The 19,016-nt window shown below is 66.1% G+C and carries 17 protein-coding genes; 8 read left to right on the top strand and 9 right to left on the bottom strand.

Going from position 1 to position 19,016, the window contains the following annotated elements:
• From BraRD5C2_RS21145 to BraRD5C2_RS21135, 3 genes are all read right to left on the bottom strand, one after another.
• The coding region (locus BraRD5C2_RS21145; protein ID WP_223971068.1) for a TAXI family TRAP transporter solute-binding subunit at window positions 1-990 on the bottom strand (990 nt) is incomplete at its 3' end.
• Between the two features lie 18 nt (window positions 991-1,008).
• The gene (locus BraRD5C2_RS21140; RefSeq protein WP_223971066.1) at window positions 1,009-1,827 is read right to left on the bottom strand and encodes a hypothetical protein; all 819 of its coding nucleotides are present in this window, start codon (window positions 1,825-1,827) and stop codon (window positions 1,009-1,011) included.
• Window positions 1,828-2,394: 567 nt separating this feature from the next.
• Entirely contained in the window at window positions 2,395-3,375 is a 981-nt protein-coding gene (locus tag BraRD5C2_RS21135) for an NADPH:quinone oxidoreductase family protein (RefSeq protein ID WP_207834062.1), read from the bottom strand.
• Between the two features lie 105 nt (window positions 3,376-3,480).
• Here BraRD5C2_RS21135 and BraRD5C2_RS21130 point away from each other — a divergent pair, with 105 nt between their 5' ends.
• The 6 genes from BraRD5C2_RS21130 to argG all read left to right on the top strand — a co-directional run bounded on the left by BraRD5C2_RS21130 (window position 3,481) and on the right by argG (window position 9,418).
• Window positions 3,481-4,320, top strand: a complete 840-nt coding sequence (locus BraRD5C2_RS21130; RefSeq protein WP_223971064.1) for an SDR family oxidoreductase — start codon at window positions 3,481-3,483, stop codon at window positions 4,318-4,320.
• A 208-nt stretch (window positions 4,321-4,528) separates the two neighbouring features.
• Window positions 4,529-5,086, top strand: coding sequence for an invasion associated locus B family protein (locus tag BraRD5C2_RS21125; protein ID WP_223971063.1), 558 nt, complete (start codon window positions 4,529-4,531; stop codon window positions 5,084-5,086).
• Between the two features lie 75 nt (window positions 5,087-5,161).
• A complete protein-coding gene (gene rlmN, locus BraRD5C2_RS21120; RefSeq protein ID WP_223971062.1) occupies window positions 5,162-6,376 on the top strand; it encodes a dual-specificity RNA methyltransferase RlmN in 1,215 nt (404 codons plus the stop codon).
• A 126-nt stretch (window positions 6,377-6,502) separates the two neighbouring features.
• Entirely contained in the window at window positions 6,503-6,985 is a 483-nt protein-coding gene (locus BraRD5C2_RS21115; RefSeq protein WP_223971061.1) for a hypothetical protein, read from the top strand.
• 234 nt (window positions 6,986-7,219) lie between these two features.
• Window positions 7,220-8,002 carry a phosphatase PAP2 family protein gene (locus BraRD5C2_RS21110; protein ID WP_223971056.1) on the top strand — a complete coding sequence of 261 codons (783 nt, stop codon included), beginning with the start codon at window positions 7,220-7,222 and terminating at the stop codon, window positions 8,000-8,002.
• Between the two features lie 78 nt (window positions 8,003-8,080).
• Window positions 8,081-9,418 (top strand): argininosuccinate synthase, encoded by a 1,338-nt coding sequence (gene argG / locus BraRD5C2_RS21105; protein WP_223971053.1) that lies wholly within the window; start codon window positions 8,081-8,083, stop codon window positions 9,416-9,418.
• A 62-nt stretch (window positions 9,419-9,480) separates the two neighbouring features.
• Here argG and BraRD5C2_RS21100 read toward each other — a convergent pair whose 3' ends face one another.
• Window positions 9,481-10,068: a TetR/AcrR family transcriptional regulator gene (locus BraRD5C2_RS21100; RefSeq protein ID WP_223971050.1), complete on the bottom strand. Its 588-nt coding sequence runs from the start codon at window positions 10,066-10,068 to the stop codon at window positions 9,481-9,483.
• 97 nt (window positions 10,069-10,165) lie between these two features.
• Between BraRD5C2_RS21100 and BraRD5C2_RS21095 the strand changes: the two genes are divergently transcribed.
• Together BraRD5C2_RS21095 and BraRD5C2_RS21090 are read left to right on the top strand one after the other, a co-directional pair.
• Window positions 10,166-10,531, top strand: coding sequence for a nuclear transport factor 2 family protein (locus tag BraRD5C2_RS21095; protein WP_223971048.1), 366 nt, complete (start codon window positions 10,166-10,168; stop codon window positions 10,529-10,531).
• Between the two features lie 108 nt (window positions 10,532-10,639).
• Window positions 10,640-12,394, top strand: coding sequence for an alkaline phosphatase (locus BraRD5C2_RS21090; protein WP_223971046.1), 1,755 nt, complete (start codon window positions 10,640-10,642; stop codon window positions 12,392-12,394).
• Window positions 12,395-12,455: 61 nt separating this feature from the next.
• On the opposite strand, the gene BraRD5C2_RS39815 is transcribed toward BraRD5C2_RS21090, so the two are convergent.
• The 5 genes from BraRD5C2_RS39815 to BraRD5C2_RS21065 all read right to left on the bottom strand — a co-directional run bounded on the left by BraRD5C2_RS39815 (window position 12,456) and on the right by BraRD5C2_RS21065 (window position 18,806).
• The gene (locus tag BraRD5C2_RS39815; protein ID WP_223971043.1) at window positions 12,456-14,717 is read right to left on the bottom strand and encodes an OmpA family protein; all 2,262 of its coding nucleotides are present in this window, start codon (window positions 14,715-14,717) and stop codon (window positions 12,456-12,458) included.
• A 235-nt stretch (window positions 14,718-14,952) separates the two neighbouring features.
• The gene (locus tag BraRD5C2_RS21080; protein WP_223971039.1) at window positions 14,953-15,186 is read right to left on the bottom strand and encodes a hypothetical protein; all 234 of its coding nucleotides are present in this window, start codon (window positions 15,184-15,186) and stop codon (window positions 14,953-14,955) included.
• A 105-nt stretch (window positions 15,187-15,291) separates the two neighbouring features.
• A complete protein-coding gene (locus tag BraRD5C2_RS21075) occupies window positions 15,292-15,678 on the bottom strand; it encodes a VOC family protein (protein ID WP_223971036.1) in 387 nt (128 codons plus the stop codon).
• A gap of 177 nt (window positions 15,679-15,855) precedes the next feature.
• The gene (locus tag BraRD5C2_RS21070; protein WP_223971033.1) at window positions 15,856-16,713 is read right to left on the bottom strand and encodes an FkbM family methyltransferase; all 858 of its coding nucleotides are present in this window, start codon (window positions 16,711-16,713) and stop codon (window positions 15,856-15,858) included.
• 29 nt (window positions 16,714-16,742) lie between these two features.
• Window positions 16,743-18,806 (bottom strand): ABC transporter ATP-binding protein/permease, encoded by a 2,064-nt coding sequence (locus BraRD5C2_RS21065; protein ID WP_223971031.1) that lies wholly within the window; start codon window positions 18,804-18,806, stop codon window positions 16,743-16,745.
• Window positions 18,807-19,016 lie beyond the last annotated feature (210 nt).

Here is a 19,016-nt window from a genome sequence, read left to right as displayed (position 1 = left end):
TTGCTGGGCTACCGGCAGGCGTTGCCACCCCGGCAGTGGCGCCGACAGCGAGCCCCCCCGCCACTTCGGATGGAACGGCGGGTTCTGGAACGTCGGAAATTTTGTGAAGAATGCATCCACGAAATTGGCCAGCTTGTTGTAGCGCTCCGTCTTCGGTGCCCAGTTGTAGGCCGCAAGCACGGCAGGAACGGCGATCGTGTCGACGCGCTCCTCGCCCGAAATCAGGTTGGGATAGTCCTTGGCCGACAGGCTCGCCGGCAGATAGTCGTCCTGCAACGGTTTCTCGTAGTTGACCGGCACCAGGTGGAACCGGTCGTCCTTGAAGCCGCTCACGGACTTGTAAGGCTTGCCGCCACAGACGATTACCGCGTCGATTTCGCCGGCCTTCAATTTCTCCAGCGCGATGCGCTGCTCGACATAGACGACCTTCGGCTTCATTCCGAGCCGCTCGAACACGGTCAGTGCGGTGACGAAGGTGCCGCCATTGGGAAGGTCGACGCTGACGGTCTTGCCCTCAAGCTCCCTGAGATTACGGATCGATTTCGACGCGATCACGTGCATCTCTTCGTTATAGAGCTTGGTCACGTAGGTGAACTGCTTCTTGATGTCTTTCGCGATGCCCTTCCGCTCGAGATAGTCGAGCGTGTCAGATCGAACGATGCCGAGATCGACTCCCTGCAGAAACAGGATGTCGGCGACGCTCTGCACCGAGCCGCGCCCGACGATCGGCAGAATGCGCAATTTATTGCCATCGTCGAGCACGGAGGCGAGATCGGCGCCGAACTGAACATAGGTGCCGCCGATCGTGCCGGAGATCAGCGTGACCGTGTTGGCGTTGAGGCTCTGCTTGGTGCCTACCGAGCCGAACTGAAAGATCGCCTTCAGGCTGTCGCTGACCTTGGCCGGGTCGAATTCGGTCTGCTCAGCCCGTGCCGCCAGGCCCCAAATCATCATGCCTGCGAAAAGTACCAATCCAAACAAGCGTCGCATGTGTCCCTCGAGATGAGCCTAGTTTTGCAATTGCGCGAGGCGTTGCTGTGCGGGCTGCGAGCCGAGTTCGGCGGCCTTGCGATACCAGAGGCGTGCGGTCTCCGGATCGGGCGTGATGCTCCGCTTGTCCAAGGTCCCCAGCACGTCGGGATCGTAGGTGCGAGCCAGCAACAGCGCCGCGTCCGCGTCCTGCGCATCCGCGGCCCGCTCGAGCAGGAGCCGCGCCGATACGATGTCGCCGATCGCAAGCAGGCTGTTGGCGCGCTTCAGGAGGCCTGCGACGTCATCCGGATCGAGGCGTCTTGCCGGTGGCGCCGCCGGTGGTGGTGGCTCGATCGGCGCAGCCACGGGCGTTTCGTGCGCAACGACTTCGCTCTTGATCGCTTCCTGGTAGGCGGCCGCGATCTGCGCGCGTGACGGCGGGGTTGTAGTGGCGGGCGACACCTCGGTGGCCACGCCGCGAACCGCATCCGCGATTTCTGCGCGGGCCTCGATCGGCGAGACGCCGACCAGCGCGGCCTTGGCGCTCAGGACCGCGTCGCGCACGCTGCCGATGGACCACAGCCCGACCACCGCAGCCGCGACAAGTGCGCCGGCCGAAATTGTCAGCAGACCGGTGCGGAGGCGTGAACGTGGAATCGTGGTGCGCCCGTGCCAATCCGCGTCGTCGATTTCGCTTGAAAGAAAAAGCGGGGCAGGTTCGTCCGCGCCGATGTCGATGGCTGCCCGATGTGGTCGCCGGTAGCGATAAGGTGCAAATTCGGGATCGTTGATATCCGCGTTGACCGCGCCGCGCGGCGGATCGTTGCCGTGAACGTGTGTTGGATTCCCCACCATGATGATGTTTCCCCGATACTATGACGCAACAATCGGGCATCTCTGGTGTCTGGTTGTTATTCTTATTGGGGTACCTGAGCGCCCATTACAGGTTCTTAATCGCCTTGCGATTGGGCCCAAAAAGCGGCCTCGGTCGCTGCGAATCGGGAGAAATTTGGGTTTGATTGCGGCAGCGCGCGCCAACTCACAAGGTCTGTTCGCGTTGCGCTGAAGCGCCGAAGCGTGGAGTGCCGACGAAGGAGTGAGGTCTGCGTTCTGCTTTTTCCCGTAAGGGGGAAAGTCGAGATGGGGGTCAGCCGCGGACTCCGCTGCAAGTCGAGAGAGCAGATCCCGACCCGCTTTGCTCTGGCGAGCAAAGCAACCTCCCCTTTTTCAAGGGGAGGTTATGATGCATCCCGGATTTCGCTGCGCTCCATCTGGGCTACGAACTTTCACGACCCGTCATCCTGAGGTGCGAGCTCTTGCGAGCCTCGAAGGATGCACGGCCCCGCCGGTGGCCGTCGACCCTTCGAGACGCGCTACGCGCTCCTCAGGGTGACGGTGAAAGGCGACGCGCGGTCGCCCCGCTCAACTTCCCGGATGTAGGATCACCTTGCCCATCGCCTTGCGGCCGGCGAGCACCTTCAGGGCTTCCGCGGTCTGCGACAGCGGGAAGGTGCGGTCGACATGCGAGGAGATCTTGCCTTCCGCGGTCCACTGCACGAGCTTCTCGAGGTTCTTGCGGTTCTTCTCCGGGTTCAGCCGCGCCCACGCGCCCCAGAACACGCCGCGGATGTCGCAGCCCTTGAGCAGTGCGAGGTTGAGCGGGATCTTCGGGATGTCGCCGGCGGCAAAGCCGATCACCAGGAAGCGGCCTTCCCATGCGGTCGAGCGCAGCGCAGCCTCGGCATAGGAGCCGCCGACCGGATCGAACACGATGTCGGCGCCCTTGCCGTTGGTCAGCTTGCGCAGGCCCTCCTTCAGATCTTCCTTGGCGTAGTTCAGCGTCAGCTCGGCGCCGTGCTGCTTGGCGAATGCGAGCTTCTCGTCCGACGATGCGCAGGCAATCACCTTCAGACCCATCAACTTGCCGAGTTCGCACGCGGCGAGGCCGGTGCCGCCGGCGGCGCCCAGCACCGCGAGCGTGTCGCCCGGCTTCGGGCTCGCGCGATCTTCCAGCGCATGCAGCGCGGTGCCGTAGATGATGATGATGCCGGCGGCGCGGTCGTAATCGAGATTGTCGGGAATCTTCACGATCGTATTCGCCGGCAGCGCGATCTTGTCGCGCGCGCCGTTGTGACCGCATGACGCAACGACGCGATCGCCGACCTTCAGATCGGTGACACCGGCGCCGACGCTCTCGATCACGCCGGCGACTTCGGCGGCCGGCGAGAACGGGAACGGCGGCTTGATCTGGTACTTGCCCTGGATCATCAGGATGTCGAAGAAGTTCAGCGCCGCCGCCTTGATCGCGATCACGGCTTCGCCGGGACCCGCCACCGGATCGGGCACGTCAGCCAGCACGAGATCGTCGGGTTGACAGTATTGCGAGCAGAGGATGGCTTTCATGGACACACCTGAGTTTCGGACGCAGAAAGAGCTGCAAGATCTTGGACTACAAGCTTCATGCCGGATTTGCGGCGGAGCGACAATACAGTGCGGAGGGATCAAACTATGTTTGAAAAAGGCCTGCTAGCCAAAAAGCGCATCCTGATCACCGGCGGCGGCTCCGGTCTCGGCGCGGCGATGGGCGCCCGCTTTGCCGAACTCGGTGCAGAACTGATCATCTGCGGGCGTCGCGAGGGGCTGCTCGAGGAAACCGCAGCAAAATTCCGCAGCGAGCTCGGCGCCAAGGTGTCGACCGCGCGCTGCGATATCCGCGACGGCGCCGCGGTCGAGGCGATGATGGATCAGGTCTGGCAGGACGCGCCGATCGACGTACTCGTCAACAATGCTGCCGCAACCTTTATTGCGCAGAGCGAACATTTGTCATTCCGTGCCGCGGACGCGATCCTCGCGCCGACGCTGCATGGCACGATGTACTGCACGCTTGCGGCCGGCCGCCGCTGGATCGAAGGCAAGCACAAGGGTGTGGTGCTCTCGATCCTCTCGACCTCGACCATCACCGGCCGCGCCTTCACGGTGCCGTCGTCGATGGCCAAGACCGCGGTGCTGGCGATGACCAAGAGCCTTGCCGTCGAGTGGGGCCCGAAAGGTATCCGCACTGTGGCGATCGCGCCCGGCGCGTTCCCGACGCCGGGTGCGACCGGACAGTTGCGTCCCGAAGCGCGCGGCGAGACCTGGTCGCATCGCAATCCGCTCGGCCGCGCCGGCGAGCATTCCGAGTTGGCCAATCTCGCCACCTTCCTGATCTCGGATCAGGGCGGCTACATCAATGGCGAGATGGTGGTGCAGGACGGCGGCGCGCATTTGCGCAGTTCCGGTGCCGAGGACCTGCTGCAATGGACCGATGCCCAATGGGAGAGCCAGCGCGCCGCGCGCGCCAAGGGGTGATCAACGATACCAAGCACTGAGTAGCAATCGATGCGCGCACGGCTGTCGCCGGCGCGCGCGCCCCGGACCCAACTGCCTTCCCAAAAAAGCGTTTCCCGGTTATCCATCCAAGCCGGCGGAGGGGAATCGCCGAGCCATCTTCCAGTCACAATGATGGGGGAACCAGTTGGCCGTGCGGCAAATTCTGACATCACTGGCTGTTTGTGTCGTGTGCGGGATCATCTCCCTCGCGCCGGCGCAGGCTGCACCCAAGAAGGACGCGGCGAAGGACGCGGCCAAGCCGGCGCCTTCGGCCGCCGCGGCTGCGGCCGGCGGTGCGGAACCGACGCTGATCGGCCAATTCGGGACTTGGGGCGCCTATACCGCATCGCCCAACGGCAAGAAGGTGTGCTTTGCGCTCGCCAAGCCGTCGTCGTCGAAGACCAACCCGCCGAACCGGCCGCGCGATCCGGCCTATGCCTTCATCTCGACCCGCCCGGCCGAGAAGGTCGTCAACGAAGTCTCGATCATGATCGGCTACAGCGTGAAGCCGGGCTCGGAATCGACGCTCCAGGTCGGCGGCGGGACCTATGCGATGTACACCCAGGGCGACGGCCTCTGGATCAAGAATGCGGCCGAGGAGGAGCGGATGGTGGAAGCCATGCGCAAATCGGCCGATCTGACGGTAAAAGCCGTCTCGGCGAAGGGCACCGAGACGATCGACAGCTTCTCGCTGAAGGGCCTGGCGCAGGCGCTCGACCGGCTTGGGCAGGACTGCCGGCGTTAAGACCGGCCCATAGACGTGAAATTTGAGGCATTTGGCGGCTTTCCAGCACCGGCTGGAAGGCCTATTTGAGGTTTCATGACCGACCCCGTGACCACCCATGCAGTGTCCGGCGCCAGCGCGCTGGTCGAAAAGGTTCCGCTCGAGACCTATGTGCCGCCGGCCAAGCCGTCGCTGATCGGGCTGTCGCGCGCCGAGATCGCCGATCGCTTGGGCGAGATCGGCGTGCAGGCCGCGCAGCGCAAGATGCGCACCCAGCAGCTCTGGAACTGGATGTATTTCCGCGGCGCCAAGAACTTCGGCGAGATGACCAACGTCTCTAAGGACATGCGCGCCGAGCTCGAGAAGCATTTTACCGTCGACCGTCCCGAGGTGGTCGCCGAGCAGATCTCCAATGACGGCACGCGCAAATGGCTGTTGCGGCTGCCGAGCGGCGACAAGGTCGAGCGGCCGCACGAGGTCGAGTGCGTCTACATCCCCGAGACCGATCGCGGCACGCTGTGCGTTTCCTCGCAGGTCGGCTGCACGCTGAACTGCTCGTTCTGCCACACCGGCACGCAACGGCTGGTGCGCAACCTCACCGCCGGCGAGATCGTCGGCCAGGTGATGGTGGCGCGCGACCGGCTGAATGACTGGGCCGACCGCGAGGACGGCACGCGGCGCGTCACCAACATCGTGATGATGGGGATGGGCGAGCCGCTCTACAATTTCGACGCGGTGCGCGATGCGCTGCTGATCGTCGGCGACAATGAAGGCATCGGCATTTCCCGCCGCCGCATCACGCTGTCGACCTCGGGCGTGGTGCCGAACATCCAGCGCACCGGCGAGGAGATCGGCGTGATGCTCGCGATCTCGCTGCATGCGGTGCGCGACGAGCTGCGCAACGAACTAGTGCCGCTGAACCGGAAATATCCGATCAAGGAATTGCTGCAGGCCTGCCGCGATTATCCCGGCGCCTCGAACGCGCGGCGCATCACCTTCGAATATGTGATGCTCAAGGGTGTCAACGATTCGCTCGACGACGCCAAGCTGCTGGTGAAGCTGCTCAAGGGCATTCCGGCCAAGATCAACCTGATCCCGTTCAATCCATGGCCGGGCACCGCCTACGAGTGCTCGGACTGGGAGCAGATCGAGAAATTCTCCGAGTACATCTTCAACGCCGGCTATTCCTCGCCGGTGCGCACGCCGCGCGGCCGCGACATCCTCGCCGCCTGCGGTCAGCTCAAGTCGGAGACCGAAAAGCTCTCCGCCCGCGAGCGCCAGGCGCTGCGCGCGATGGCGATGACGGATTGAGCGTTGTGAGCGAACACGCTCTCCGCGACGTCATTGCGAGCGAAGCGAAGCAATCCATGTCCGAACTTGCTGAACCATGGATTGCTTCGTCGCTATCGCTCCTCGCAATGACGGAGAGTTTCTGACATGGCCCTGATCGGCCGCCTGTTCGTCGTTGCCTTCGGCTTCCTGATGGCCTGCTTTGTGGCCGGGGTCATCGTGGTCGTCGCGGTGCTGTATCCCGAGCTCAGCGATTTCGGCGGGCAGATCGATCAGAGTGCGATTAACGTCGTGCTCGGCTTCGGCTTCATCTTCATTTCCGGCTTTGCGCTGCTGCCCGCGCTGATCGTGGTGCTGATCACCGAGGCGTTCTTCATCCGGAGCGTGCTGGCCTACGCGGTCGGCGGCGCGATCGTCGGCGCGGCCTGCTATCTGGGCCTCGTTCCGTTCGATCCCGAGATGATGCAATTCCACGGCATCGTGCGCCGGCACATGGAGATCATGACCGGTGCCGGCATCGTCGCGGGCTTGGTCTACTGGCTGATCGCCGGCCGCACCGCCGGCGCCTGGCGCGAGCCGCCGCGCCCGTTGCCACCGCCGCCCTTGCCGTCGCAATCGCCGCGGCCGTGATGACGGCTCTCACCCTCCCCTGGAGGGGGAGGGTCGTTGCGCATGGAGCGGAGCGCCATGCGCAGCGGGGTGGGGTGATCTCTCAACTCGGGCGGTGCAGAGGCGGAGACACCTTCACCCCACCCCGGCTCACGCTTCGCTCCGCTCAACGTGAGCCGACCCTCCCCCTCCAGGGGAGGGTAAGGCAAGCCGACGCACTTTTCATGCCCCGCCGCCTCGGCTAAACCGCGCGCCATGAACCGGACCGGACTTTTTATCGCGCTGGCGCTCGCGCTCATCATCGGCATCCTGTTCGGGGTCTATCCCGAGCTCGACCTGAAGCTCGCGGCGCTGTTCTACGATGCCGCGGAAAACACCTTCCCCGTGAAGCTCGACGCGGTGGCGTCGTTCGCGCGCGATGCGGCGATGTGGATCGCCTGGGCGCTGGTGCTGCCGGCGATCGTGACCATCGTCTGGAAATTCATCCGGCCGGATCGGCCGATGCTGATGTCGGGCCGAGCCGCGGTGTTCCTGCTGACCACGATGCTGCTCTCGGCCGGCGTCCTCACCAACCTCACCTTCAAGAACTATTGGGGCCGGCCGCGGCCGGTGTTCGTGACGCAGTTCGGTGGCGATCTGCAATTCATGCCGTGGTGGGACCCGCGCGGCGGCTGCCCGCGCAACTGCTCGTTCTTCTCAGGCGAGGGCGCCACCGCGTTCTGGACCTATGCGCCGGCGGCGCTGACGCCGCCTGCCTGGCGGCCGCTGGCCTTTGCCGGGGCGACCGTATTCGGCATCGTTACCAGTGGGCTTCGCATGGCCTTTGGCGGGCACTTTTTCACCGATGTGGCGATCGCCGGCCTGGTGTCGTTCTTCACCGTCTGGCTGTTCTATGCGCTGATCTACCGCTGGGCCTCGACCCGGCTGACCGACGCCCAGGTCGATGCCGCGTTGACGCGGCTGGCGATGCCCGGCTACCGGCTGATGCAGCGCTGGCGCCGGGGCGGCCAAGCGAAGCCGAGCCAGCCGGAAGCCTGATTAAAGGCGTGCCCAGGCACCGGAAATTTGATATTCGCCCAGCGTAATCATCCTGATTTCGACCGATTGGACCGTCCCATGAGTACGATTCTGAAAAGCCTGCCCACCGGCGAGAAAGTCGGCATCGCGTTCTCGGGCGGGCTCGACACGTCAGCGGCGCTGCTCTGGATGAAGCTGAAGGGCGCCAAGGTCTTCGCCTACACCGCCAATCTCGGCCAGCCCGACGAGGCCGATTACGACGCGATCCCGCGCAAGGCGATGGATTTCGGCGCCGAGAAGGCCCGCCTGGTCGATTGCCGCACCCAGCTGGTGCATGAGGGCATCGCCGCGATCCAGTCCGGCGCGTTCCACATCTCGACCGGCGGCATCACCTATTTCAACACCACCCCGCTCGGCCGCGCGGTGACCGGCACGATGCTGGTCGCGGCGATGCAGGAGGACGGCGTCAACATCTGGGGCGACGGCTCGACTTACAAGGGCAACGACATCGAGCGCTTCTATCGCTACGGCCTGCTGACCAACCCGAGCCTGCGCATCTACAAGCCCTGGCTCGACCAGCAGTTCATCGACGAGCTCGGCGGCCGCGCCGAGATGTCGGCGTTCATGACCGCGCAGGGCTTTGCCTACAAGATGAGCGCGGAGAAGGCCTATTCGACCGACAGCAATTTGCTCGGCGCGACTCATGAGGCCAAGGATCTCGAGAGCCTCGCGAGCGGCATCACCATCGTCAATCCGATCATGGGCGTACCGTTCTGGCGCGCCGATTGCGACGTCAAGCCCGAGAAGGTCGTGGTGCGCTTCGAGGAGGGCCAGCCGATCGCGCTGAACGGCAAGACGTTCGCCGATCCGGTTGCGCTGGTTCTCGAGGCCAACGCGATCGGTGGCCGCCATGGCCTCGGCATGAGCGACCAGATCGAGAACCGCATCATCGAGGCCAAGAGCCGCGGCATTTACGAGGCGCCCGGCATGGCGCTGCTGCACATCGCCTATGAGCGGCTGGTCACCGGCATCCACAACGAGGATACCATCGAGCAGTACCGCATCAGCGGCATGCGGCTCGGCCGGCTGCTGTACCAGGGCCGCTGGTTCGATTCGCAGGCGCTGATGCTGCGCGAGACCGCACAGCGCTGGGTGGCGCGCGCCGTCACCGGCGAGGTGACGCTCGAGCTGCGCCGCGGCAACGACTACTCCATCCTCAACACCGAGAGCCCGAACCTGACCTATGCGCCGGAGCGCCTCAGCATGGAGAAGGTCGAGGACGCCGCCTTCTCGCCGGCCGATCGCATCGGCCAGCTGACGATGCGCAATTTGGACATCGCCGATACCCGCGCCAAGCTCGGCCTCTACAACAAGACCGGCCTGCTCTCGAGCGGCGAAGGCTCGCAGATCTTCCGGCTCGAGAACGACAAGGATTGAGGCGGCGCTCTGTCACCTCGTCGTCCCGGCCTTCGCCGGGACGACGCGGGGAGAGAGTTCGGCTACTTCACCCTGAGCGCATCCAGCAGCGATCGAAACGCGCGCGCGTAATCGGTGCCGCTCTTGCCGATATCGGACCCGGCGGACACCGCAACCGCCGCTTCCGTCACCGCGCCGAGCAGCAGCCGCGCCAGGGGCTCGATCGGCTGCTTGGCGATCACGCCGGCATCCATCGCCGCCGCCAGCGCGCGCGGAAATTTGCCGCCGAAATGCTTGGCGTCGATCTCGCGCCAGCGTTCCCAGCCGAGCACGGCCGGGCCATCGCGCAAGATGATCTGGCCGGTCGGGCCTTTTGAGCACGCCGCGAAATAGCCCTGCGTTCCCGCCGCCATCGCCGCGAGCGGATCGTTCTCGGCGCGCGAGATGCGGTCGAGATCGGCGACGAGGTCCATCGACACCTGCTCGAACACCGCCTCGAACACCGCCTCCTTGGTCGCGAAGTGATGATAGACCGCGCCCTTGGCGACGCGCGCGCCACTGGCGATGTCGTCCATCGTCGCAGCCGCAAAGCCGCGCTCGCCAAAAATGCGCCGCGCCGCCTTGACGATGGCGGCTCTGGTCTTCTCGCGCCGTTCGGCCTGGGTTGCCATGGTGAATGTCTAGCCCAGGTTCCGGATTGGCGCCAGTTGACTTACCGACTATCAGTCGATAAATACCGACTATCAGTCGGTAAACGGAGATTGCCCGATGCCTTCGCTCAAGACGCTGCAAGCCTTCGCTGACACGGTCGAAGCCAACGACCATGTCGGCGCGATCAGGAACTTCTATACCGCCGATGCACGCACCCAGGAGAACGACGGCGAATGGCGCGTCGGCCGCGAGGCGCTGGCGGCGCGCGAGGCGGCGGTGCTGGCCGCGGTCTCCAGTGTGAAGACCACGCGGCTCGGACCGCTGTTGCTCGACGGCGATCATTCGGCGATCTGCTGGCGCTTCGAATTTACCGGCAAGGACGGCAAGGTCCGCAGCATGGAGGAGGTCGCCTGGCAGACCTGGCGCGGCGAGGAGCTGGTCGAGGAGCGCTTCTTCTACGATCCGCAGCAGATCGCGCGCTGACCCCCGCGCTTGCGGCAATACGTCCCGGCGCCGGCTCATTGCGGCGTCATCCGCCGCCGCTAGCCTCCGCCCCGGCGCGCATTGTGCGCAAGGGGCGGAGCATCGATCATGATCAAGTCATTGGCCGGCGTGGCCGTCACGCTGGTGTTGTCGGCAGCGTCGGCGCTCGCCCAGACCATCTATCCGATCGATCGCGCCGATATCCTCGTCGGCGCCAAGTTCGACTTCAAGGTCGAACTTCCCGGCGTCGTCGATCAAGCCCGGCTGAAGGTGACGCTGAACGGCGCGGACTATGCCGCGGTGTTCGGTCAGGCCGGCACGTTCACCGTGCGTGAAGCGGGCCGGGACCAGTCGGCGTTGCTGATGCGCGACGTCTCGATCGCCAAGCCCGGCCCGGTCACCGTCGAAGTCAGCGACGGCACGCAGGGCCGCACGGTGACCTGGACCGTCTACGACACCGGGCCGCGCAAGGCGAAGAACGTGATCCTGTTCATCGGCGACGGGATGTCGCCGGCGCATCGCGTCGCGGCGCGAATCCTCTCCAAGGGAATCGTGGAAGGCAAGAGCCGCGGCAAGCTCGCCATCGACGACATGCCGCACATGGCGCTGGTGGCGACCGCAGGCTCGGATTCGATCATCACCGACTCGGCGAATGCCGCGAGCGCCTACGCCACCGGCCACAAGGCCGCGGTCAATGCGCTCGGTGTGTATGCCGATCGCACGCCCGATCCGCTCGACGACCCCAGGGTCGAGACCATCGCGAGCCTTGCCAAGCGGGCCGGGCTCGCCGTCGGCATCGTCACCAACACCGAGGTCGAGGACGCGACCCCAGCGGCGATGGTCGCGCATACCCGCCGCCGCGCCGCCTATGATGCGATCGTCGCGCAATATTTCGGCGCGAAGCCGGACGTGCTGATGGGCGGCGGCGCCGCGAACTTCCTGCCGCAATCCGCCGCGGGATCGAAACGCAAGGATGACATCGACTATCTCGCGCGTTTCCGCGACGCCGGCTATCCGGTCGCCACCACCGCAAGCGAGCTCAATGCGCTCGCCGCACGGCCGGCGACGCGGCAGTTGCTCGGCTTGTTCGCCACCGGCAACATGGACGGCGTGCTCGACCGCAAATTTCTCAAGGGCGGCGGCGTCAAGAAATTCCCCGAGCAGCCCGACCTGACCGAACAGGTCCAGGCGGCGCTCACGGTTCTGTCGAAGCACGAGTCTGGTTTCTTCCTGATGGTCGAGTCCGGCCTGATCGACAAATACGCCCATCTGCTCGACATGGAGCGCGCGGTCTATGACACCATCATGCTCGACAATGCGGTGCGGCTGGCGACGGACTGGGCCAAGGCGCGCAACGACGACACGCTGATCCTGGTCGTCGCCGACCACAACCATCCGAACAGCCTGGTCGGCACGATCAATGACGACATGACTGCTGTACCCAACGTGCCGCTGCGCGAGCGCGTCGGCGTCTACGACAAGGCCGGCTTCCCGAACTACCCGGCGCCCGACGCGGAGGGTTATCCGTCACGCGTCGATGTCAGCCGGCGGCTCGCGATCTTCTCGGCCAGCCTGCCGGACCATTACGAGACGTTCCGCCCGAAGCTCGACGATCCGAACGAGCCGACCGTGAAGGGCGATCAGCCCGACACCTTCAAGGCCAACGACAAATACAAGGACGTTCCCGGCGTCGCGCTGCGCTTCGGCAACCTGCCGGCGATGATCGGCGCCAGCGTGCATTCCGGCGAGGATGTCATCCTCACCGCGACCGGGCCGGGCAGCGAGCGCGTCCACGGCTCGATGGACAACACCGAAGTGTTTCGCGTGATGGTCGACGCGCTGGGGCTGGGGGCGGGGAGATAACGCACCAAACAAAAATGGCCGGGATCGCTCCCGGCCATTTCGTATCGCGATGCTCGCCGGTTCAGCGCGGCGGCGCTGCGGAGGCGGTGCCGCCGTTGAGCAGCGGGGTGATGCGGCGGACGGTGACGCGCCGGTTGATGCGGCTGGGTCCGTCGGTCTGCTCCTTCAAGTACTGCGAGCCGTAACCCTGCGAGGTCAGGTTCTCCGCCGGCACGCCGAACTGCTGCGTCAGCAACTCGGCAGCGGATTGCGCACGGCGGTCGGACAGCGACAGATTGTCGGTGTCGTTGCCGGTCGCATCCGTGTGGCCTTCGATCAGGAACACCTCGCGCGGGTTGCGCTGGATGGCCCGGTTGAGGCCGTCGGCGATCGCCTGCAGCTTCGCCACCTGATCCGGCGGAATCTGCCAGGAGCCGGAGTCGAAGTTGATACTGTTGACGTCGATCGACGGCATCAGCATGCGGACGTTCGGGCTGTAGCGGATCTCGTCGAGCGTATAGCGTCGCGCGATCCGGTCCACCGGCGGCGCCTCCATGGTGTCGTAGATCACGTCCGGCGCCGCGCTATCGGACTCGACGATGTAGCGATCATAGGGGATGCGGACCACCGGCGGAGGCAGGTCGACATAGAAGCCGCCGACCGCGCCCGGATCGCGATAGCTGTTGTCGATGATGACGAGCTCACGTCCGCCCTGGTCCCTGCGGATCCGGCGCAGCATCTGGCCATCGGGACCGACCACCGTGATGATCTCGCTGCCGTCGGGACGAACCACGATGGTGCGAGTCTCTCCGCCGATCGTCTCGGTGCGGATGTCACGCGCGCCATAGCGGAAGCGATAGACGTCGTCGCCACGCACATAGGCCTGCCCGCCCGGATCGCGGATGATGATGCGGTCCGGCTCGGTGTAGATGGTGCGGCCGCCTTCGACGACCTCCTGCCGCTGGTTGTGCAGGTCGGCGATGGTCCCGCCGATGATCGCACCGGCGACCACGCCCACGCCGACAGCGGCGCCGATCGCGAGTGGCGAGATGTTGTCACGTCGCGGAGGCGGCGGAAGCGGCGCCGTGACTGTTGGCGCGGCCCGGAACGCGGACGAGACCGTCGGCGGGGCGTATTGCGCCTGGCCGGGCGGGGGCGTTGCGGCCGCCGAGCCGGGGACGACACCCGGCGCCGAGGGGCCGGCCGGACGTGCCGCGGGCGCGCCCATCGCGGCTCCCTGGGCTGGTGATACGCCGGGCGCAACGGCTGGAGCCGGTGCTGCGCCGGGAGCGCCCATTGCGGCACCTGGGGCCGGAGGCGTTCCGGGCGGTGTGGCCGGACGTCCCTGCTGTCCCGGCGCCGGTGGCGTCGGCGTCGCGCCCGGAGGCGTGGTCGCGGCGGGCGGGGTGCCGGGGGTGCCAGGCCGTACCGGCGGCTGTCCGCCAGCGGCGGGAGGCGTCGTTGTTGTCGAAGGCGCAGGCGTTGTCGGCGACGTCGCGCCGGGCGAAGTCGTGGGCGGTGTACCCGGCGGTTGCTTGGCACCGCCAGGACGTTCACCACCAGGCCGATCGCCAGGCCGGCGCTCGGCCGGTGCCGTTGTCGGAGCTCCGGGGGTTGCAGGCGTCGGCGTTGCAGCCGCGGGCGGCGTGCCGGGACGTGCCGCGGGAGCGGCACCCGGTGCTGCCGGTGCGGCGCTTGGTGCGGCACTTGGCGCCGGTGTCGGCGGAGTGCGCGCAGGTCCGGCGCCGGGCGGCGGCGTAACCGGACGTTGCGGCGCTGCGGCGGGCGGCGGTGGAGGCGGCGGCGGTGTCGGATGTGCGGGTGCAGCCGCGGGCGGCGGCGTTGCCGGCTTGGCGGCAGGCGGCTCGGGTCGCACAGGCGCGGCTGCCGGCGGAGGCGGAGCCGGGCGCGCGGCAGGCGGTTCGGGCCGTGCGGGGGCTGCCGGCGGAGCCGGGTGTGCGGGCGCGGCCGCGGGCGGCGGAGGCGGAGCGGGGCGTGCAGGCGCGGCTGCGGGCGGAGCCGGCGGCGTCGGATGCGGCGGAGCAGCGGCCGGTGGCGGAGGTGGCGGGGTGGGACGCGCGGGTGCGGCGGGCGGCGGCGCTTGCGGATGCGGGGCGGCTGCCGGAGGTGGCGCCTGCGGATGCGGCGCGGCGGCGGGCGGAGCCGGATGCGCGGGAGCGCCCGGCGCGGGCCGGGGCTTCGGCTTTCCGTCAGGCCCGAGCTCTTCCTTTGGCTGCGCCTGTGCGACGACCAGCGGCGAAGTTTGTGCGTGCGACGCTGAGGTGGCGAACTGCATCACCGTCAGCGCAGTCGTGGCAAGCAGCACGAGACGAAGCTTTGTCATGGTCTTGGAGTCCCCGGGCGGAAAAGTCTGGGCAGGAAGGAAAGGAAGTCAGAACCGAACAATTCGGCAGGACGATGAATTGCCAGCCGTTAGGCCGGATTGTGGCGAGCGCCGAATCATCGGCGAAGTTTATTTCGACATTATAACGGGTTGCATGTGTGCTTGTTCACCGCGTGTTCAGAAGAAACGCTCGGACACACTCGCAATCGATGTGGAACTGTGGCGCTGCGGCGAATCACCGGACGGCGGGTCGATCTGTCGCAGGTGGCGGGCCGCTCGGTCCAGGCGGTCCGCGCACCGGTGATTCGTCTGGTGTCTTGCCCGGCAGCTCGTCCGGTCGCGGCGGCGCGCCGGGCTCGCGCACCGGCGGTGGAATCTCCGGCTGCGGATTGCCGGGCGGAATTCCCGGCGGCGGTTCGCTCGGCGTGCCCGGCGTCGCCGGCGGAATCTCGGGGGGATCGATTGACATTAGATCGAGACCCTGTTGCTGATGTCAGGTCGCATCGCGCGCATCGATCGCTCCATCGAATTTCGAAGCGACAACGAATCGCGCGCTGCGCCGTTCCTGTGCGCGTTATCCGGGCGTGTGGCAGACCGCCTCGATGTTGTGGCCGTCGGGATCGAGCACGAACGCGCCGTAATAGTTTGGATGATAATGCGCGCGAATGCCGGGCGCGCCGTTGTCGCGGCCGCCGGCCGCCATCGCGGCCTTGTAGAAGGCGTCGACGGTGGCGCGGTCCTTGGCCGTGATCGCGATATGCACCGGCTTGTTCATCGCGCCTTCGCCGCCGATCCAGAAATCCGGCTTGCCGTCGGCGCCGAAGCCCGCCGCAGGTGCGTGCCCGGTCACTTCCGCGGGCACTTCCATGATCAGGCCATAGCCAAGCGGCGCAAGCGCCGTCTGGTAGAACGCCTTCGCGCGTTCGTAGTCGGAGACCGAAAAGCCGATATGGTCGATCATTACGAGCTTCCCTTGTTGTTGCGGACATTGCATCCGCAGTCTGGCTGCACCTCTCCCGCTTGCGGGAAGATGCAATCCGGGCGGGGGCTCTTTCCACGATATGTCTCGCGGATGCACCCCCACCCCGGCCCTCCCCCGCAAGCGGGAGAGGGAGCAGATCTCCGACGCGGCTGCATCTCAACCACGCACCAGCAGCGTGTTGCTTCGCGTCCGGCCTTGATCGACGTAACCGCGCGTGTGCATGTCCGCAATGCAGTCGTCGGTCCATTCGTCCTTTGACAGATGCTCGATCACGACCGCGCGGGGCCACAAGCGTTCCGGGGCGTCACGGAAGAAGCCGGTGAGCACGCGGTCCTCGAAGCCCTCGACGTCGATCTTCAGCGCATCGACACTGGTCGCGCCGGCCTCGTCGAGGATGCGTTGCAGCCGCAACGACGGCACCTTGAACGCCTTGCCCGTGGGTGTGCCGGTGACGATGTGGCTGGCGCCGAGATTGTCGCCGTCGGTCTCGATCATCAACTCGCCATCGGTCGGACCTGCGGCGGCTGCAACCAGGCGCACCTGCGGATAGCCGGAAGCCTGCGTGTTGAATTTGAGCCGCGCATGCGTCATCGGATGCGGCTCGATCGCGATCACCTTGCCATTGGGCCCGACATCGCGCGCCAGCGCGAGCGCATAGGTGCCGACATTGGCGCCGAGATCGACGAAGGCGCCGCCGGCGCCGACATGCGCCCGCAGGAAGGCGAGCTCTTCCAGATTGTAGTCGGGATTGAACAGCGCACCGCGCTCGGTTGCGCTCGCCTGATGATAGAAACGGAACGATGCGCCCTGATAGGTCACATCAAGCGGACCCGAACCGAACAGATTGACCAGCCGCGACAGCCAGGGCCGGAACGCGCCGCGCTTCAATCCCGAGCCATGCGCCAGCCGGATGATGGCGGCCTGCGCCGCATTGGGCGCCAGGGCGCCGAACGGCGGCGGCGAAATGTCGTTGCTCGGGATCACGCATGGCCTCATCGAAAGCGCGGCATGCATAGCCGGTTTTGATCGGAGCGCCAACGCCGTTATGCCGCCTTGTCCGACGCCTTGGCGGAGGTTCGCCGCTGCCGCAGGAAGCGTCCGAGTAGCCTTCGCTTGCCCTTGCGCGGAATCAGGTCGACGTCGCTGACCAGCTTCGCACCACCCTTGCGGCGCTCCAGCACGATCTTGCGGCTATGGAATGCTTCGAGCTCGACGCGATGGGCGACGCTGACGATGGTTGCCTTCGGCAATTCCGTCGTCACCATTTCCATCATCTTGTCCTGGCTCTTTTCGTCGAGCGCCGAGGTCGCCTCGTCGAGCACGACGATGTCGGGGCTGTGCAGCAGCAGGCGGGCAAAGGCGAGCCGTTGCTTCTCGCCGCCGGACAGCGTCTGGTCCCATGGCGCGTCGTCCTCGATCTTCTCCTTGAGATGGTCGAGGCCGACCTTGTGCAGGGCGTCGCCGATCTCATCGACGTTCCAGTCCTCCGCCGCGCCAGGATAGGCCACTGCGCGCCGCAGCGTGCCCGAGGGCACGTAGGGCTTTTGCGGCAGCATGAACAGGCGGCGGTCCGCATGCAGGCTGACGCTGCCGCCGCCCCAGGGCCACAAGCCGGCAATGGCGCGGACCAGTGTGCTCTTGCCGGTCCCGGATTCGCCGGCGACCAGCAGCCGTTCTCCGGCCTCGATCGCGACTTCGGTCTCGCCGACCACGGCCGTGCCGTCGTCGAGGGTGACGGAAAGGTCGTTGAGGCTGAGCATGGCCTCGCCCCCGATCTCGCCGCGCTTGATGCGGCCGAAGCCATCACCGGTCTCGGCGCGTTCAAGCCCGTCGAGCGACATCATCAACGAGGCGATGCGCCGCGCGCATGCATTCCAGTCGGCGAGCCGCGGATAGTTGTCGACCAGCCAGCCGAACGCGGTCTGCACGATGGTGAAGGCGGAGGCTGCCTGCATCACATGGCCGAGCGTCATGCTGCCCTCGAGGAATTTTGGTGCGCACAGCAGCAAGGGCACTACCGGCGCAATGAGATTCGATCCCTGCGACACCAGCGTCGTGCGCATGTGCTGCCTGGCGAGCCGCGCCCATTGCCGCAGCACGTTCGAGAACGTCTTGTCGATGCCGTCGCGTTCCTCGGCCTCACCGCCAAGCAGCGCGATGCTTTCGCCGTTCTCGCGCAGGCGGGTCAGCACATAGCGGAATTCGGCCTCTGCCTGGTTCTTCTCCTCGGAAATCTGCACGAAGCGGCGCCCGATCGCCATGATCGAGCCGGACGCGATCGCGGCATAGATGATCGCGGCGATGACCAGGAAGCCCGGGATGCTGACCGAGGAGCCGCCGACCGTCAGCGTCAAGGCGCCGCCGATCGTCCAGAGCACGACGATGAACGTGACGGCGGACAGCAGCGCCGACGTCACGCCGGCGACGAAGTCGACCGGCGAGTCGGTTGCGATCCGCAGATCCTCGGCGATGCGGTATTCCGGATTCTTGTGATCGCCGTCGACCAGATTGAGCTGGTAGTAGCGGCCGTTCGCCAGCCAGCGCGAGACGACGGCGTTGGTCAGCCAGGCGCGCCAGCGCCGCTGAATGCCCATGCGGCCGAACACTTGGGCGACGCCCAGCAGCACGCTGCCAATCGCGAGCGGAAAGAAGATGGCGGTCAGGTGAAAGACACTGACCGAATCCCGCTTTTCGATCGCATCGAAGATCGCGCGATTCCAGACATTGATGCCGTACTGCACGGCGACATTGGCGACGATCAGCAGCAGCAGGCCGATCGTGAACAGCCACGCCAGCCGGTCGCCGTTCTGGCCCCAGTAGCCGCGCGCGGTGATCCAGAATCGCGTCAGCAAATAGTCCTTGCGCGCTTGTTCGGCTTCCTCGGGCGACAGCTCGGGATTGGGCTCGAGGATTTCCGGCGGCGGCGGTTCGACATGGTCGCCGTCTTCGGCAATGATCTCGACGAATTCGGATTTGTCGTCAGCCTCGCCCGGTGCGGCGTCGCTGTCTTCGGTATCGTCGCGCGTCGCGCTCGTTTTCCGAGGCGAGTTGGCCTTCGCCGGTGAGGGCCTGTTCGACGATCCGGATTTTGCCTCGGCTTTGCCCATCGCGCGACAACGCGAGGGAAATCAGAAGGTTCCGATGTTGTTCCGACGCGGCGCGACAGAATATGACTCACCGGCGGAGCCGAATATTCGGTGTCGTCCCGGGCAGGCGCAGCGCGACCCGGGACCCATGACCACTGGTCGTCATCAGGCGTCGCTGGAGCCACAGCGTACTCAACAACCCAATCCTGTGGTTATGGGTCCCTGCTTTCG

Origin of the sequence: Bradyrhizobium sp. RD5-C2 (assembly GCF_019972155.1) — a bacterium.
Classification (GTDB): Bacteria; Pseudomonadota; Alphaproteobacteria; order Rhizobiales; family Xanthobacteraceae; genus Bradyrhizobium.
This window is presented reverse-complemented; position numbering and strand designations above follow the sequence as displayed.